Genomic DNA, 15,962 nt, shown 5'->3' with positions numbered 1-15,962 from the left:
GCTGGTAAGGACCGCCGTTGTAGAGCCACTCATCGAGGGAGGCAGCTTCCCAGATCGGATAGAAGTGCAGGCCGATGGCATTAGAGGAAGGCACAACAGCACCGGAGATGATGTTGTTGCCATAGATCAGGGAGCCGGCGACGGGCTCACGGATGCCATCAATATCGACCGCAGGAGCGGCGATGAAGGCGATGATGAAGCAGATGGTTGCCGACAGCAGGCAAGGAATCATCAGCACACCGAACCAACCCACATAAATGCGGTTGTTGGTGTCGGTGACCCACTGACAGAAGTTTTCCCAGTTGCTGAGACGACCGCTGCGAATTGCAGTAGCCATGGGACAAAAGATGAGAACGGGTCAGCCCGAGCCACTCCAGCAGCGGAAACGCGGCAGTAGAGACATAGGGCAGGACTTAAGAGTATGGAAAGGTCACCGTTTTTCCCGAAAATCAAACATCTCGAGTCACTCAAACAAGCAACTTCATGAACCACTTCATGAACGCTTCATGAAGTTTTGAGCAAGTGGTGTGTGTGCTGATCGGGATTAACCCGGGCGCAGGGACGGGCCGCTCTGGGCCCATTCCCGTGCCTGCTGCAGAAAACCGCTCCAATCGAGACGTTCCCGTTCCGCCGCCTTGGCCACAAGCAGCGGTGCCTGCTGCTTGAGGCGCTCAAGATCTGGCTCCGCAACGCCTGCATTCATCGCCATCCAATCGGCCATCGATGCGCCGACCACTCGGGTGAGATAAGCGGCGCTGAGAGCCTGGAGAGCACCAGCCGCCAACCAGCTGCCGCCATCCAATTTCGCCAGCCCCAGCAGGGCTTGACCACTCCACTCGACGACGCCCTGGGCAAGCGCAGCCCCGCCGAGATGTCGAGCCGCCACCTGCAGCACCTCCGCTCGCCATGGGCAGTTCCAGATTTGAGCCATCTCGCGAAGCATCAGCCCATTGCCAACAGCAACGACCACCAGGTCCGTGCTCGGTAGCGGGGAGGCAACCACCGCACCGGCCACCAGCCACTGACTGCGCTGCAACAAAGCTCGGAAGCGCTCCCGCCGTAGTTGCTCCAACTCGCCCTGCCAACTGCGATGCAAGGACGCCAGCAGGCGTTGACGGGTGTTGTCGAGGGATCGCTGGGGCTGACGAAGCAAGCGATGAATCGGTTGCAGGAGCGGCCTCAGCCCCTGGCTGGACCCATCCCAGAGGAGGAGGCGATCGTGCCAGCGCTCGGGCAACTGGGCCATGAGGGCACGGCGACCAACATCAACGCCATCGCCAGGGGCCTGCTCCAGGAGTCCCCCCTGGACCAGCAACCAGGCGGGCTGATCGACAGGAATGTCGTCGAGGCGTAAGAAATCCGATGCCCTCAGGGGCAGAGGCAGCAGAAAAAGCAGCGCGTCCTGTTGCTTCAGCACCTCTGGCAGCCCCCAGGATTCCGCTGCCGTGGACAGCGGCTTGGCCATCGAGAGACTCAGACTGCTGGCACCCGACAACGCCGTCTCGAACCAGGCTGAGGGAGGCAGCTCGACCCCCTCCGAAGCCACGACAGCAAGGGCCAATGGTCCTGAGTGGTTCAGAACGGCCTCCAGCTGCTGTTCCCGCGGCGCACGCAATGCTTCGACACCGAGCTGAGTCTCGAGCTGATCGAACTGGTCAAGCACTTGACGGCATTGACTCACCCAAGCAGGCAGCGTCGTCGGAGCCTTGAAACTCGCTTGAGCCGCAGGGCGACTCAACCACCAAACACCAGCGCCGGCCGCCAGCAAACCGAGGCCGCCTCCTGGAAGATGAAGAACATCGGCACACACCCATTGCCCCAGCAGCAACGTGCCACCGGCCATCAGCAGCCGGCCCGTCAGGGCCGGCGACGGACTCAAAGAACCGAGGAACGGCACCGGAAGCATGCGGGAGTGCCCAGACGTCCCGGCCTTCCTAGCTCACTCCATTGCAGGGCACCAGCGCAGCGCCACAACGGGCAGCGCGGAATCCGACCCCAACCCAAAGACGGAGCCGGAAGGGATCCATACCTTGGGACAAAAGGCAACCCCTAGAGATGGTCACTGATCGTCGCAATGAGGTGAAAAGGGTGCTGATGGTGGCCCTGGTCATCAACCTCAGCATGACCGGCCTGAAACTGGTTCTGGGACTAGTCAGCGGCTCCCTGGCGGTGGTGGCCGATGCCATGCACAGCGCCACCGATGCACTCTCCAGCCTCATGGGGTTGCTCACCAACGGGCTTTCGGATCCCCACCCGGATCGCGACCATCCCTACGGCCACGAGAAATATGAAGCAGTCGGAGCGCTGGCGATCGCTGGGTTCATTTTGTTCACGGCCCTAGAGATCCTCATCACCGCAGGGGAACGACTGCTGCAGGGTCTGACCCCGTTGCGAATCAACGGCCCGGAACTGCTGCTGCTGCTCGTGGTCCTCCTCTGCAATGTGGGACTGGCCATCTACGAGCGCCGTCAGGGGCGTCGACTCCAGAGCCAGCTCCTGCTCGCAGATGCCCGCCACACCATGAGCGATATCTGGACGACGGTGATCGTGCTGGTGGGCCTCAGTGGGGCCTGGTTGCTGGGAATCAGCTGGCTGGATGTGGCTCTCGCCGTGCCCCTGGTCCTCCTGTTGCTCAGGGTCTGCTGGCAGGTGCTGCGCGCCAACCTGCCCTGGCTGGTCGATCACATCGCCATCGCACCGGAGGCGATTCACGAACAGGCGATGGCCGTGCCAGGGGTGCTCAACTGCCATGACATCGCCAGCAGAGGTGTTCTCGGCCAACGCGTCTTTATTGATATGCACATGGTTGTGGATGCTGATGATCTGCCCACCGCCCACCGCATCACCGAACTAGTGGAGGAACGACTCGAGACCCGCTTCGGACCTGTGCGTTGCACGATTCATCTAGAGCCGAGGGATTACGCCGAACAGACCATCACCTTCCGCGGGACCCACGGTTGAAGTGGCCGGTCGTCAGGGCGGCGCGCCCGAACACCGACAAGCCCCCTGTCATGCGTCACACTTGCGCCTGATTGCAAGGCCATGGGCCATGACTGATTCCTACGGTGATCCCCAGGCCTTCGGGGGAGCGGGTGAAGCCGGCGGCACGGCTGCTGGGCATGAAGCCGCTGGGCATGAAGCTGCTGGACATGAATCCGGCGGTCATGGGGGTCCTGGCCAAGAAGGAGGCGCTCGTGGAGGCTTCCGCAGAGGCGCAGGCCGTCCCCAGGGCGGCGGACGTGAAGGTGGCGGATTCCGCATCCGCTTGAGCGACAACGAAATGCGAGCCACCCGTGCTCTTCAGGAGGCCTTCAACCTCCGCTCCACCGTGGCCGTTCTCGGTTTTGCGGTGCGCACCCTTGGCCAGATGCTGGAGGATGGCGAGTTGGATGCCCTCGTGCAGCAACAGCGCTCCCAGACACCGCGGGGCGGATTCCGTGGGGAAGGTGGCCGTGGTGAAGGTGGTCGCCGCGAAGGTGGTCGCGGAGAAGGCCGGCGAGGCGAGGGTCGCAATGAGGGCGGTCGTGGTTCACGGCCCGACCCTTTTGCCCGCCCAGCCAAGCCCCAGCCGCCCGCACCGGAGCCCACACCGGAGCCCGAAGCCCAGCCCGAGCCTGAGCAGGCAGTGGACGCCACTGACAGCCAGGTCCAGGAGTCAGCAAGCCAGCCAGAGGTTGACACCGATCTGGCCGCCAAGACAGAAGAGGCCTGATTCATGGTCCGGTCGCGGGTTCTCTCCGGGGTCCAGCCCACCGGAGCCCTTCATCTGGGCAACTGGCTGGGTGCCATCCGCAACTGGGTTGATCTGCAGAACGACCACGACACCTTCGTGTGCGTGGTCGATTTGCATGCGATCACCGTGCCGCATGACCCGGCCCGTCTTGCCGATGACACCCTGACAACAGCGGCCCTTTATCTGGCCTGCGGGATTGATCCAGCGCGCAGCACGGTGTTTGTGCAGAGCCACGTGGCCGCCCATTCAGAGCTTTGCTGGCTGCTGAACTGCGTCACACCGCTCAACTGGCTGGAGCGAATGATCCAGTTCAAGGAGAAGGCTCTCAAGCAGGGAGACAACGTTTCGGTCGGACTCCTCGACTATCCGGTGCTCATGGCCGCCGACATCCTTCTCTATGACGCAGATCTGGTGCCGGTGGGTGAAGACCAGAAACAACACCTGGAATTGGCCCGCGATATCGCCCAGCAACGCATCAATGCCCGCTTTGGCTCCGAGGACGCACCACTGCTCAAGGTGCCCAAGCCTTTGATCCTGAAAGAGGGGGCCCGCGTGATGAGCCTCACCGATGGGCGCAGCAAGATGAGCAAAAGCGACCCCAATGAAGGCAGTCGCATCACGCTTCTCGACCCCCCTGATCTCATCACGAAGAAGATCAAGCGCGCCAAAACTGATCCCCAGATGGGTCTGGAGTTCGACCATCCGGATCGACCGGAGACCGACAATCTTCTCGGGCTCTACGCCATCCTCAGCGGTAAGGGCCGAGATGCGGTTGCCAGCGAATGCGCCTCGATGGGTTGGGGCCAGTTCAAGCCATTACTGGCTGATGCCACCGTGGCCGCCCTCGAACCGATCCAGGCTCGCTACAGGGAGCTCATGAATGAGCGGAGCGAGCTCGAACGGGTCCTCAACCAAGGACAACAACAGGCAGAAGCAGTGGCACAAGCCACGGTTGAGCGGGTGCGCAAGGGACTTGGCTTCCTGGCAAGACACTGAACGACCACGGCACCAAGCCAAGCTGATCAATCGATTGAGATTAAAAAAGTTTTCCTAATCCTTAAGCCTTCCTGAGAACTTGGGCGAGCCAAAACCACTGCCCAGGGAAAAGACCGCCCTCCTCACACGCGTCTCACGTGTCTCATTCGCAGACGCGTCTTTGCTAGGCACATCACGAGCCTCTCGTCAAGGGCGGTCGTCGCTCTCTCGCCACGGCCCCTTACTCCGCTGCAAGGTGATGAGCCCTTGAACCGCCGGTTTGCCTTCAGTTCCTGCTTTCAATCGCAAAACCCTTGTTGCCATTGGAGCCGTCAGCGTTCTGCTTCTGCCCTTCGGCCAAGGGCTGCACGCTGAGCGATCCAACGAGCGCCTCCAGCAAGACGATGCGATCCAGACAGGCCTGACCAAGACAGAGCAGGTTCAGGAATTGCTGGCAGCCCGCCCCTACCGGATCACTCCCGAGCGCAGGGCCCTGCTCAACACGATCCGTTATGCGGAAGGCACCTGGAAGGACGGTCGTGATCTGGGTTACCGCGTGCTCTATGGCGGCAGCCTCTTCCGCGATCTCTCCCGTCACCCGGAGCGGTTGGTGGTGAAGCGTTACGCGAGTGCAGCAGCCGGCGCCTATCAGTTTTTACCCGCGACCTGGCGCCAGGTCGCCCGTGAGTTGAAGCTGCCAAGCTTCGAACCCCAACATCAGGACCAGGCAGCCCTGCGCCTCGTGGAGCGTCGTGGTGCTCTGGAGGAGGTGGATCGCCGCGGCCTGACGCCAAGCGCCATGCATCGCCTGGCCCCCGAATGGGCCTCCTTCCCCACCTACGCCGGCACCAGCGCCTATGGCCAGCCGGTGAAGAGTCAGGCGGAACTGGCCCGCTTCTACTCGAACAATCTCCGGGAGATCCGCCAAGGGGCCTAAGGCCTGCTCAGCCCGGCAAGGGCACTCCGGCCAGCCTCCAGCGGAACAGCCGCATCAGCCAGTAGATCAACAGCGCCGCCGCCACGGCAGCCGCTGCCTGCCAGCCGCGCCGCCCAAAGCGCAGGGGCCGACCCAGAAGCCCCTGCCACCAGCCAAGCCAGCCCAGGCTCAATACCAAGGGAGGGCCAAAGAGATGCAACTCCAGGGCCTCTCCCAGATCGCCCTGGAGCGTGGCCAGGGCTGATCGGGTCAAAAAGCATGTAGGGCAGGGAACACCGGTCAGGGCGCGCCAGGGGCAACCGGGCAAGAGCAGAGGCAGACCTTGAGCGCGCAGGCTCAGCAACATCAGCAGAGCGATCGCCACCAGACCAGCCTTGGGGCGTCGGGGCAGGGTCATCGTGCCGCCTGGGAAATGCGCGCCGCCAGGGCCCAAACATCCATCACCAGCTGATGCCAGGGAGCCATGGCCTCCATCGAGACAGCCATGGCCGTTGGCGAGGCATCCACCAGGGCCCGGGTTGCTGCAATCGCCTTGCGCCCCTCCTCGATCCGGGCTGCCATCACAGCCCGCTCCTCCGGCGCCATGACGAGATCGGGGCAGACCGCAAGCAGCTCCTCACCCCGCTGAAACCAGTGGCTGAAATCCTTGAGCAAAGAGTCGAGGAGGCTCTCCAGCAGGGCGTCGGCTTCCGGGTCCATGGCGCTGAATCACACGCCCATAGGATGGCGTCTGTCGTGCATGAACTGGTGAGCAGCGCTGCAGTAACCGCTCCTGCCCAGGCGGAGCACCCCAACAAAGAGATGGTGGTGCTTCCCAAAACCAGTGAAAGCGAGCAGCTGCTCAGGATCCGCCACTCCATGAGCCATGTCATGGCGATGGCGGTGCAGAGCCTCTTCCCCAAAACACAGGTGACGATCGGGCCCTGGACGGAAAGTGGCTTCTATTACGACTTCGACAGCCCCGATCCCTTCACCGAGGCTGACCTCAAGGCGATCCGAAAGGAGATGATCAAGATCATCAATCGGAAGCTTCCCCTCGAGCGGATCGAGGTGAGTCGCCAGGAGGCCGAAACGAAAATCAAGGCTCAAAACGAGCCCTACAAACTCGAGATCCTCGCGGGACTGCAGGAACCGATCACCCTCTACACCCTCGGAGATCAATGGTGGGACCTCTGCGCCGGTCCCCATGTCGCCAACACCAGTGAACTCAACCCCAAGGCCTTTGCCCTAGAGAGCGTTGCCGGTGCCTATTGGCGGGGTGACGAGAAGAATGCTCAACTCCAAAGGATCTACGGCACCGCCTGGGAAACTCCGGAGCAACTGGCTGAACACCAACGCCGCAAGGAAGAAGCCCTGCGCCGGGATCACCGCCGCCTTGGTAAGGATCTCGATCTTTTTTCGATCGAAGATGAAGCAGGTGCTGGCCTTGTCTTCTGGCATCCGCGTGGTGCCCGCATGCGCCTGCTGATCGAAGACTTCTGGCGTCAGGCCCATTTTGAAGGCGGCTACGAGCTCCTCTACACCCCCCATGTCGCCGACATCAGCCTCTGGAAGACCTCAGGCCATCTCGACTTCTACAGCGAGAGCATGTTCGGCCCCATGGAGGTGGATGAACGGGAATACCAGCTCAAACCGATGAACTGCCCGTTCCATGTGCTCACCTATGCCAGCAAGCTGCGCAGCTATCGCGAACTACCAATCCGCTGGGCTGAATTGGGCACGGTGTATCGCTACGAGCGTCCCGGGGTGATGCATGGCCTGATGCGCGTGCGTGGCTTTACCCAGGACGATGCCCACGTGTTCTGCCTGCCCGATCAGATCAGCGATGAAATCCTGCGCATCCTGGATCTCACCGAGCGGATCCTCTCCACGTTTGATTTCCGTCACTACGAGATCAACCTCTCCACACGCCCAGAGAAATCGATCGGTGATGATGCCGTCTGGGAGCTGGCCACCAAAGGACTGGTGGAGGCCCTGGAGCGCAAGGGATGGAATTACAAGATCGATGAAGGCGGTGGCGCGTTTTACGGCCCCAAGATCGATCTGAAGATCGAGGATGCGATCGGCCGGATGTGGCAATGCTCGACGATCCAGCTCGATTTCAACCTGCCGGAACGCTTCAAGCTCGACTACATCGCCGCCGATGGCAGCAAACAGCGCCCGATCATGATTCACCGGGCGATCTTTGGTTCGTTGGAACGGTTCTTCGGGATCATGACCGAGAACTACGCCGGTGATTACCCCTTCTGGCTAGCTCCTGAGCAGGTGCGCCTGCTGCCTGTCACCGATGAGGTGCAGCCCTCCGCCAAACAGCTGCTGGAGCAGCTCACAGCCGCTGGAATTCGGGCCACAGTTGACCGCAGTGGTGATCGACTCGGCAAGTTGATCCGCAGTGGTGAACAGATGAAAATCCCCCTTCTCGCGGTGATTGGAGCCAAGGAGGCCGAGCAGGGAGCCGTGAGTCTGCGCAGTCGACGGGATGGTGACCTTGGCGTTGTGGATCGCGACGCGCTGATTGAGGCAGCAAGGCAAGCCAATCAAAACCGTCACACCTCCCTGACGCTGCCTAGCTCATGAACGAGTCCCACATCCAACGCATCAGTGATCTGACCCCGCTGCGCAGTGCGCCCAGCCTCAGTGCTGAACAAACCAGCGTTCTGAGAGCAGAACTAGCCCGGGAGATGGGCGCCTACTCCTGGTTCACCGTGGGCGTGATGGCGGCCAGCGCCGACGAGGCTCTCCGCAGCCTGCGCCAGCTTGAGACAGACTGCGGCTGGGAACCGATGCGTCTTGAAGGCGAATGCAAGGCCGAGGACGGCGTCTTTCTTAAGGCCAATCAGTCCAGCGGCATGGTCCGAATCCGAGCTGAACAGGGGCTTGGAGAGGGGATCTTGATCAGCGGTCATCAGCAGGAGCAGGGCGCGGCAGGCCCCACCTGGGGCCCCTTCCCCCTTGATCTGTTCACCACCTGATTCAGCTCCGAGACTTGCCGATTGCCCCCAAGCTGATCAGCCTTAGGACAAAGAGATCCATCCGGAGCAATGGCGCCGAGAACCTATCTGGCCGGTGATCTCGGAGGCACCAAGACCCTGCTCTCGCTGTTCACCAGCGTTGATGGTCAGCTTCAGGCCCTGGAAGGGCAGCGCTACGCATCGGCAGAGTGGATCTCCCTTGAGGCCATGCTCACTCACTTTCTTGAGGGGCTGCCGTCAGAGCTGGAACGGCCTGCGACCAGCTGTATCGCCGTGGCCGGTCCCGTACAGAACGGTCAGGCCAAGCTGACCAACCTTCCCTGGGAGATGAGCGAAGCCTCGCTCTGTGCCGCCACAGGGCTGGAGCGGCTGGAGCTGGTGAATGATTTCGCCGTGCTGATCCATGGCCTCCCCCACTTCAGCGACAGTCAGCAGGTGGTGCTGCAACCCGGACAAGACGGGTTGAACGAGCCAGGGGCCCATGGCGGCAGCGTGGCAATCCTTGGGGCAGGCACAGGCCTTGGCATGGCCAGGGGCATCCCCGGCCCCCAGGGCTGGATTGCCCTGGCCAGCGAGGGAGGACATCGGGAATTTGCTCCACGCACGGAGCAGGAATGGGCCCTCAGCCGCTGGCTCATGGCGGACCTCGGCATTGATCGTCTTTCGATCGAACGCATCGTGAGTGGCACAGGTCTGGGACATGTCATGCACTGGCTTCTGCAACAAGAGCAACGCGAGCATCCCCTTCACAGGATCGCCAGAGCCTGGCGCACAATTCCTGCCGAACAGCCCGGACATCAGGATCTACCTGCCCACACCGGCAAGGCTGCAGCAACTGGCGACCCTCTTGCCCAGGCCGCCCTGGAGCTCTGGCTCGGGGCCTATGGGTCCGCTGCGGGAGATCTAGCCCTGCAGGAACTGTGCAGCGGCGGGCTTTGGGTCGGCGGTGGCACCGCGGAAAAAAACCTCGCTGGCCTCCGGTCTCAGCACTTCCTCGCCCCCCTTCGTCGCAAGGGACGGTTTCAGCCGTTCCTGGAGAGCCTGACCATTCGGGCCGTCATCGACCCGAAGGCAGGACTGTTTAGCGCCGCCTGCCGAGCGCGGGCCCTGGACGCTTAAGTGAGACACTGGCTTCAATAGGACAGTAGGGATGGTGCAGCCGCGCATCGGCCAAACGGTGGTGGTGGACGTACCGGCCACCACAGCCAACATCGGACCTGGGTTCGACTGCCTGGGGGCCGCCCTTGACCTCAACAACCGCTTCACCATGCGCCGAATCGAAGGCGACGGGGAGCGCTTTGAACTGATCATCGAAGGCCAGGAGGGCAGTCACCTTCGCGGTGGGCCCGAGAACCTCGTGTATCGCGCCGCCCAGCGGGTCTGGAAGGCCGCAGGGGAGGATCCGGTTGCCCTGGAGGCACGAGTCAGACTTGCTGTACCACCGGCGCGAGGCCTCGGGAGCAGCGCCACGGCCATTGTTGCGGGACTGGTGGGCGCCAATGCCCTAGTTGGAGAACCCCTGAGCCGGGAAAAACTTCTGGAGCTGGCCATCGACATTGAAGGCCATCCCGACAATGTGGTTCCTTCCCTCTTGGGGGGCCTGTGCATGACCGCGAAGGCTGCCTCCCAACGCTGGCGTGTGGTGCGCTGCGAGTGGCTCGCGTCGGTGAAGGCCGTGGTGGCCATTCCGGCGATTCGGCTGAGCACCAGCGAGGCACGACGGGCGATGCCCAAGACGATCCCTGTTGGCGATGCCGTGGTGAATCTGGGAGCCCTAACGCTGTTGCTGCAGGGTTTGCGCACGGGCAACGGCGATCTGATTTCCGATGGCATGCACGACCGGCTGCACGAGCCCTACCGCTGGCGACTGATCAAAGGCGGCCAAGAAGTGCGACAAGCGGCCATCAAGGCCGGAGCCTGGGGCTGTGCCATCAGCGGAGCCGGCCCCAGCATCCTGGCCCTCTGTTCGGAAGAAGTGGGCCCTGCGGTCAGCCAGGCCATGGTGAAGGCGTGGGAAGCGGAGGGGGTGGCCAGCCGTGCCCCGCTCCTGAGCCTCCAGACCACAGGAAGCCACTGGCAGGCCAAGGAACCTGAGTAGATCTACTCAACAGCACCCCTGGGGCTGATAAGTTCAATCACAATCTTTCAGTCGCCATGGACGTCAACCTGCCCCTGTCGGTTGCGTCCCAAACGGCGTTTCCCTGGCTGTCCCTGATCGTCCTGTTGCCGGCGGTCACAGCACTGGTCATGCCCCTGCTGCCAGGGGATGACAGCAATCCCTCCCCCTGGCCCCGCAACCTCGCCTTGACGGTGCTGGCCGTGGATTTCGTTTTGATGGTGGCCGTGTTCAGCCGCCTGTTCGATCGCCTCGATGGCGGACTGCAACTGGTGGAGCGAGTCAGCTGGCTGCCAGTGATCGGTCTTGAGTGGTCTCTCGGAGCTGACGGCCTCTCCATGCCTCTGGTGGTGCTCAGCGGCCTGGTCACCATGCTCTCGGTGGCTGCAAGCTGGAAGGTTCAGCACAAAGCCAAGCTTTACTTCGGCCTTCTCTTGGTGCAGGCCTCAGCCCAGGCGCTGGTGTTCCTGTCCCAAGACTTCCTGCTGTTCTTCCTAGCCTGGGAACTGGAGCTGGTCCCCGTCTATCTGTTGATTGCGATCTGGGGGGGCCAGAACCGCCAGTACGCCGCCACCAAATTCATCCTTTACACGGCCCTGGCCTCTCTGCTGATCCTGATCAGCGGCCTCGCCCTTGCCCTCTCCGGCGACAGCTTCACCCTCAACCTGAGCGAACTCGCCCAACGCTCCCCTGGCGGCAGCTTTGGCCTGCTCTGTTACTTGGGCTTCTTGGTGGGCTTCGGAGTGAAACTGCCGATGTTCCCCTTACACACCTGGCTACCCGACGCCCATGGAGAAGCCAATGCACCGGTCTCGATGCTCTTAGCCGGCGTGTTGCTGAAGATGGGCGGTTATGCCCTGCTTCGCTTCAACGTTCAGATGCTGCCTGAGGCCCACCTGGTGCTGGCGCCAGCCCTGATCATCCTCGGGATTGTCAATATCATCTACGGCGCTCTCAACGCTTTCGCTCAGGACAACGTCAAACGACGAATTGCCTGCAGCTCGGTGAGTCATATGGGCTTCGTGTTGCTGGGCATCGGCGCTGTGGATGCACTCAGCCTCAGCGGCGCGATGCTGCAGATGATCAGCCATGGCCTGATCGCCGCCGCCATGTTCTTCGTCACTGGCAGCTTCTACGAGCGCACCAAGACGTTGTCGATCCCCAACATGGGTGGTCTGGCCAAGGTGTTGCCGATCACGTTTGCCTTCTTCCTTGCCAGCTCCCTTGCCTCCCTGGCTCTCCCGGGGATGAGTGGCTTCATCAGCGAAATCACCATCTTTCTTGGCATCACCAGCCAGGAGCAGTTCACAACCCTGTTCCGGGTCATCACCATCGTGATCGCCGCCATCGGTCTCGTGCTGACCCCGATCTATCTGCTCTCCCTCTGCCGGCGGGTCTTCTTCGGCCCACGCATCCCGGCCCTGGCCTTCGTGGACGACATGAATCCCCGTGAATTGGTCATCGGTCTCACCCTGCTGGTGCCAACACTCACCATCGGCATCTGGCCACGGGTCGCCATGGACGTCTACGAAGCCTCCACCGATGCCCTCGCGGAAACCCTCTCCAGCCATAGCCTGATTGCACTGAGCAACTGGCTCCCCCTCGGCTGACCCCATGCAAGAGACCCGCGAACCTGCCCTGCTCGCGGGCCAGGGACTTCCCAACTACGAAGCCGTCTCCGCTGATCAGGTTCGGGAGTCGATCCCGGCCCTACTGGAGCAGCTGACCAAGAGCTTTGCCGACCTAGAGGCCACTCTGGAGAAGCAACTGAACGGCTCCGATCCACTCCCTTGGGCCGCGGTGATGCCGCCACTGCACGCGATCGGCGAACAACTTCGCTGGAGCTGGGGGGTGGTCACCCATCTCAACGCCGTCTGCAACACCCCCGAACTACGGGAAGCCCATGCCTCCCAGCAGGCGGATGTGGTGCGCTTCAGCAATCGCCTCGGCCAGAGCAAGGTGCTGCACCGTGCCCTCGAAGCGCTCCAGGCGAACGCAGCCCAGCCACTCGATCCTGCCCAGCAACGCATTCTCCAAGCCGAACTGCTCTCCATGCAGCAGCGGGGTGTGGGCCTGAGTGGGGAACGGCAGCAGGCGTTCAACTCCACCAGCGAACGGCTGGCGGAACTCTCCACCCAATTCAGCAATCACGTGCTTGATGCCACCCAGGGCTGGAGCCTGGTTGTGCACGAGCGGGAACGCCTAGCCGGCCTTCCCCAGCGCGCCCTCGACATCCTGGCCGCTGCGGCCAAGGAGGCAGGAGACCTCCACGCTGACGGGAGCGAAGCCAACGGAGAACGGGGCCCTTGGCGCCTGGGACTCGACATGCCGCGCTTCCTTCCGGTGTTGACCCATGCAGACAATCGACAGCTGCGCGAAACCCTCTACAGAGCCCATGTCAGCCGCGCGAGCCAGGGAGAGCTTGATAACACCCCTCTGATCGAGGAAATCCTCAGTCTCCGCCGTGAGCAGGCGATCCGGCTCGGCTACAGGCACTGGGCGGAACTCAGCCTCGCCGGAAAAATGGCCGAGGACGTGGATGCCGTGGAGGGACTGCTGGAGGAACTGCGTGCGGCCGCCTACCCAGCAGCCCTGCGGGAACTTGACGACCTGCAAGCCTGCGCCCTTCACCATGGTGCGCCTGAGGCGGAGTCTCTGGAACCCTGGGATGTGGGCTACTGGTCAGAAAAACTGCGACAAGAGCGCTTCGACCTGAACCAGGAGGCTCTGCGCCCCTGGTTCCCACTGCCGCAGGTGCTCGAGGGTCTATTCGAACTCTGCGAACGCCTCTTCCGCATCCGGATCAGCGCCGCTGACGGTGAAGCGCCGATCTGGCACCCGGATGTGCGCTTCTTCAGGGTTGCAGAACAGGACGGAACGCCTTTGGCAGCCTTCTATCTCGATCCCTACAGCAGGCCCGGCAGCAAGCGGGGCGGTGCCTGGATGGATGAATGCCTCAGCCGCCAGCCCGATGGAGAGGGTGGCTGGATCCTGCCGGTGGCCTATCTGATCTGCAACCAGACCCCCCCCAACGGCGACACTCCAAGTCTGATGAGCTTCGAAGAGGTCGAAACCCTCTTCCACGAGTTCGGCCACGGGCTCCAGCACATGCTCACCACCGTGGAGCATCCACAGGCGGCGGGCATCAACAATGTGGAGTGGGATGCAGTGGAACTGCCCAGCCAGTTCATGGAGAACTGGTGCCTCGACCGCAGCACCTTGATGGGAATGGCACGGCATTGGCAAACCGGAGAACCCCTGCCAGAAGAGGACTTTGAGAAGCTGAAGCAGAGCCGCACCTTCATGGCAGGTTTCGCCACCCTGCGCCAAGTGCATTTCGCCCTCAGCGATCTGCGGCTTCACAGTCTCTGGACACCGGAGCTGGGACTGAGCCCCGACCAGATGCGACGGCAGATTGCAGAAACCACCACCGTGATCTCTCCGATTGCGGATGATCACTTCCTCTGCGCCTTCAGCCACATCTTCGCCGGTGGCTATTCGGCTGGTTACTACTCCTATAAATGGGCGGAAGTGCTCAGTGCCGATGCCTTCGCTGCCTTTGAAGATGCAGGTCTCGATCTCGAAGACGCTGTGCAGGCAACTGGAGAGCGCTTTCGCAACACCGTCTTGAGCCTCGGCGGCAGCCTCTCGCCCTCTGCTGTGTTCGAGGCGTTCCGGGGCAGAGCGGCAAGCACGGACGCCCTGATTCGCCACTCCGGCCTGGTGACGAGCCATGCCTGAACCCCTCTCCATCTCGGAGCACTGGGGTGAGCTGGCCGAGGACCGGACTGATCAGGCACCTCTGATCAGCCTCAGTACCGCGCTCGAGACCAGCTGGTTGCGGCAGGGCATCCGCCGCGATGCGTTTCTCGGGGAGCTTCTCAAAGGTCTGCATCAGCGCCGTCTGGTGCCACTGCTGGCGATGCTTCCCCGTGGCTGGCGCCTTGCCCCGGCTGCCCTGCCCGAGCGCCTGCGGGGAATTGGCTCCCTACTCGAGCAGGGACTGGTGAGTCCGCTGCTGCTGGGGGCCCTCGCCGATGATCTGCAACATCTGATTCCGCACCCCCAGGAGCACGATTCCCGTCTAGATGGGCTCGATCGCTGGTGCGCCCGTGACATCAGCACGCCGGCCGGCGTGCCGCTGCCCCTACCGCAATCCCTTCAGGGATGGCAGGACCTAGCCAGACAATTGGATGAAGGGGATCGAAACTCTGGGGCTGAGTCCCTCGCGGGTCCCCTCCCTGAGCAAAGTCTCGGATCCCTGGGTGCGGGCCTGGTCTGGCGGAACCATGGCCTTCAAGCCCTGCAGAACGGTCACTGCCGCTCAGCCAACCGGGTGATGGCGCAGGTCTTCAATGCTCTTGGTGCCAACGGCTTACCCAGCCGCTCCGGTGCCGCGTCCGAGCCCTACCAGTTCGAGGGTATGGATCGACCGCGACAGCTGGTGGCTTGGCTCCAGCAGCATGGATGGCACTGCCGCGGCCGCATCCGGGCCAGTGTGGCCAGCTTCGGACTCGGTGCCAGTTGCCCCTCGGAGAGCGGCGTTTGGCAGCAAATCCCCCTGGCCGTGCCCTACCGAACCGGGCTGATGCGCCACGGCCTCGAGATCGAATCGTTACTCCCCCATTGCAGCCTCGAACTGGAGCTGCAACCACCGGAGGGGGAGGCTCCGGTGCTGATGCAGTACTACCAGGGCACTGAGGGGCTGAATGGCTGGGCGCCCCTCAATGATCTAGAGCGGCCGTGGCAAAACGATCGTCAAAACGGCACCGTTGCCTACCCGGGGGAGGCGTTTGAAGACGATCAACTTGGCCTGGCCCTTGATCTCTGTGATCTGATGGCAGCGGTGCACAACAGCACAGCCTCGGACGGCCACCTCCGCTTCGGCGGTTATGGAGCCCTTGGATTCTGCATTGACTCCACCGCGCTCCTCGAACAGGCGATGACGGGGCGCAGCAATCTCTTTCCCCTCACCCTTGGAGGGCTGTGGCGGGAACGACTCGGACTTCAACTTGAAAAGCTGCTCGACGCCGGCCTACGCCCCGGACAGCCGGGAGACCAGGAGGATGTCGTTTCGCGCTATCGCCAGGCCCTCGAGCAACTGCCCCAGGACCTGAGCGTTCAGGGTGAAGCCTGCATTCGAGCCGAAGCACGGCTCATTCGCTGCCAGCCCCGTCACAGCCCCTTCCTGAGCGTTCGGCGGCTCAATGGCGAATTGATGTAGACAAT

General features: G+C 62.5%; 14 protein-coding genes and 1 pseudogene. 11 read left to right on the top strand and 4 right to left on the bottom strand.

Annotated elements, in window-relative coordinates; translation table 11 throughout:
• Both CWE17_RS09385 and CWE17_RS09380 read right to left on the bottom strand, forming a co-directional pair.
• Positions 1-337 (bottom strand): annotated as a pseudogene (locus CWE17_RS09385) (photosystem II q(b) protein); the annotation flags it as partial.
• Between the two features lie 207 nt (positions 338-544).
• Positions 545-1,906, bottom strand: coding sequence for a YcjF family protein (locus tag CWE17_RS09380; RefSeq protein WP_131456501.1), 1,362 nt, complete (start codon positions 1,904-1,906; stop codon positions 545-547).
• 149 nt (positions 1,907-2,055) lie between these two features.
• Here CWE17_RS09380 and CWE17_RS09375 point away from each other — a divergent pair, with 149 nt between their 5' ends.
• The 4 genes from CWE17_RS09375 to CWE17_RS09360 all read left to right on the top strand — a co-directional run bounded on the left by CWE17_RS09375 (position 2,056) and on the right by CWE17_RS09360 (position 5,645).
• Positions 2,056-2,961 (top strand): cation diffusion facilitator family transporter, encoded by a 906-nt coding sequence (locus CWE17_RS09375; RefSeq protein WP_131456499.1) that lies wholly within the window; start codon positions 2,056-2,058, stop codon positions 2,959-2,961.
• 88 nt (positions 2,962-3,049) lie between these two features.
• A complete protein-coding gene (locus CWE17_RS09370) occupies positions 3,050-3,712 on the top strand; it encodes a hypothetical protein (RefSeq protein WP_131456497.1) in 663 nt (220 codons plus the stop codon).
• A 3-nt stretch (positions 3,713-3,715) separates the two neighbouring features.
• Positions 3,716-4,729, top strand: a complete 1,014-nt coding sequence (gene trpS, locus CWE17_RS09365) for a tryptophan--tRNA ligase (RefSeq protein ID WP_131456495.1) — start codon at positions 3,716-3,718, stop codon at positions 4,727-4,729.
• A 259-nt stretch (positions 4,730-4,988) separates the two neighbouring features.
• Positions 4,989-5,645: a glycoside hydrolase family 104 protein gene (locus tag CWE17_RS09360; RefSeq protein WP_240789351.1), complete on the top strand. Its 657-nt coding sequence runs from the start codon at positions 4,989-4,991 to the stop codon at positions 5,643-5,645.
• 7 nt (positions 5,646-5,652) lie between these two features.
• Here the strand turns inward: CWE17_RS09360 and CWE17_RS09355 are convergent, their stop codons facing one another.
• Both CWE17_RS09355 and CWE17_RS09350 read right to left on the bottom strand, forming a co-directional pair.
• On the bottom strand, positions 5,653-6,042 hold the full coding sequence (locus tag CWE17_RS09355; RefSeq protein ID WP_131456493.1) for a DUF2752 domain-containing protein: 390 nt from the start codon (positions 6,040-6,042) through the stop codon (positions 5,653-5,655).
• The gene (locus tag CWE17_RS09350; protein WP_131456491.1) at positions 6,039-6,344 is read right to left on the bottom strand and encodes a DUF2605 family protein; all 306 of its coding nucleotides are present in this window, start codon (positions 6,342-6,344) and stop codon (positions 6,039-6,041) included. The genes CWE17_RS09355 and CWE17_RS09350 overlap by 4 nt, the downstream gene beginning before the upstream one ends.
• A gap of 24 nt (positions 6,345-6,368) precedes the next feature.
• Here CWE17_RS09350 and thrS point away from each other — a divergent pair, with 24 nt between their 5' ends.
• The 7 genes from thrS to CWE17_RS09315 all read left to right on the top strand — a co-directional run bounded on the left by thrS (position 6,369) and on the right by CWE17_RS09315 (position 15,957).
• Entirely contained in the window at positions 6,369-8,222 is a 1,854-nt protein-coding gene (gene thrS / locus CWE17_RS09345; RefSeq protein ID WP_131456489.1) for a threonine--tRNA ligase, read from the top strand.
• Positions 8,219-8,617: a DUF1824 family protein gene (locus tag CWE17_RS09340; protein ID WP_131456487.1), complete on the top strand. Its 399-nt coding sequence runs from the start codon at positions 8,219-8,221 to the stop codon at positions 8,615-8,617. Before thrS ends, CWE17_RS09340 begins: the two co-directional genes overlap by 4 nt.
• Positions 8,618-8,686: 69 nt before the next feature.
• Positions 8,687-9,736, top strand: a complete 1,050-nt coding sequence (locus CWE17_RS09335) for a glucokinase (RefSeq protein ID WP_131456485.1) — start codon at positions 8,687-8,689, stop codon at positions 9,734-9,736.
• Between the two features lie 31 nt (positions 9,737-9,767).
• A complete protein-coding gene (gene thrB, locus CWE17_RS09330; protein WP_131456483.1) occupies positions 9,768-10,715 on the top strand; it encodes a homoserine kinase in 948 nt (315 codons plus the stop codon).
• A 56-nt stretch (positions 10,716-10,771) separates the two neighbouring features.
• Positions 10,772-12,343, top strand: a complete 1,572-nt coding sequence (locus CWE17_RS09325; protein ID WP_131456481.1) for an NAD(P)H-quinone oxidoreductase subunit 4 — start codon at positions 10,772-10,774, stop codon at positions 12,341-12,343.
• Between the two features lie 4 nt (positions 12,344-12,347).
• Positions 12,348-14,474, top strand: a complete 2,127-nt coding sequence (locus CWE17_RS09320) for a M3 family metallopeptidase (RefSeq protein WP_131456472.1) — start codon at positions 12,348-12,350, stop codon at positions 14,472-14,474.
• Positions 14,467-15,957, top strand: coding sequence for an arginine repressor (locus tag CWE17_RS09315; RefSeq protein WP_131456470.1), 1,491 nt, complete (start codon positions 14,467-14,469; stop codon positions 15,955-15,957). The genes CWE17_RS09320 and CWE17_RS09315 overlap by 8 nt, the downstream gene beginning before the upstream one ends.
• Positions 15,958-15,962: the final 5 nt, after the last annotated feature.

This window comes from Synechococcus sp. BS56D, assembly GCF_004332405.1.
Taxonomy (GTDB): Bacteria; Cyanobacteriota; Cyanobacteriia; order PCC-6307; family Cyanobiaceae; genus Synechococcus_C.
Note: the sequence above shows the minus strand (reverse complement) of the source record. Positions and strands in the feature narration are given on the sequence as shown.

Bases quoted from the DNA above. Each gene is read 5' to 3' on its own strand.
- CWE17_RS09380 (WP_131456501.1), bottom strand. From the start codon at position 1,906: ATGCTTCCGGTGCCGTTCCTCGGTTCTTTGAGTCCGTCGCCGGCCCTG.
- CWE17_RS09375 (WP_131456499.1), top strand. From the start codon at position 2,056: ATGGTCACTGATCGTCGCAATGAGGTGAAAAGGGTGCTGATGGTGGCC.
- CWE17_RS09370 (WP_131456497.1), top strand. From the start codon at position 3,050: ATGACTGATTCCTACGGTGATCCCCAGGCCTTCGGGGGAGCGGGTGAA.
- trpS (WP_131456495.1), top strand. From the start codon at position 3,716: ATGGTCCGGTCGCGGGTTCTCTCCGGGGTCCAGCCCACCGGAGCCCTT.
- CWE17_RS09355 (WP_131456493.1), bottom strand. From the start codon at position 6,042: ATGACCCTGCCCCGACGCCCCAAGGCTGGTCTGGTGGCGATCGCTCTG.
- CWE17_RS09350 (WP_131456491.1), bottom strand. From the start codon at position 6,344: ATGGACCCGGAAGCCGACGCCCTGCTGGAGAGCCTCCTCGACTCTTTG.
- thrS (WP_131456489.1), top strand. From the start codon at position 6,369: ATGGCGTCTGTCGTGCATGAACTGGTGAGCAGCGCTGCAGTAACCGCT.
- CWE17_RS09340 (WP_131456487.1), top strand. From the start codon at position 8,219: ATGAACGAGTCCCACATCCAACGCATCAGTGATCTGACCCCGCTGCGC.
- CWE17_RS09335 (WP_131456485.1), top strand. From the start codon at position 8,687: ATGGCGCCGAGAACCTATCTGGCCGGTGATCTCGGAGGCACCAAGACC.
- thrB (WP_131456483.1), top strand. From the start codon at position 9,768: ATGGTGCAGCCGCGCATCGGCCAAACGGTGGTGGTGGACGTACCGGCC.
- CWE17_RS09325 (WP_131456481.1), top strand. From the start codon at position 10,772: ATGGACGTCAACCTGCCCCTGTCGGTTGCGTCCCAAACGGCGTTTCCC.
- CWE17_RS09320 (WP_131456472.1), top strand. From the start codon at position 12,348: ATGCAAGAGACCCGCGAACCTGCCCTGCTCGCGGGCCAGGGACTTCCC.
- CWE17_RS09315 (WP_131456470.1), top strand. From the start codon at position 14,467: ATGCCTGAACCCCTCTCCATCTCGGAGCACTGGGGTGAGCTGGCCGAG.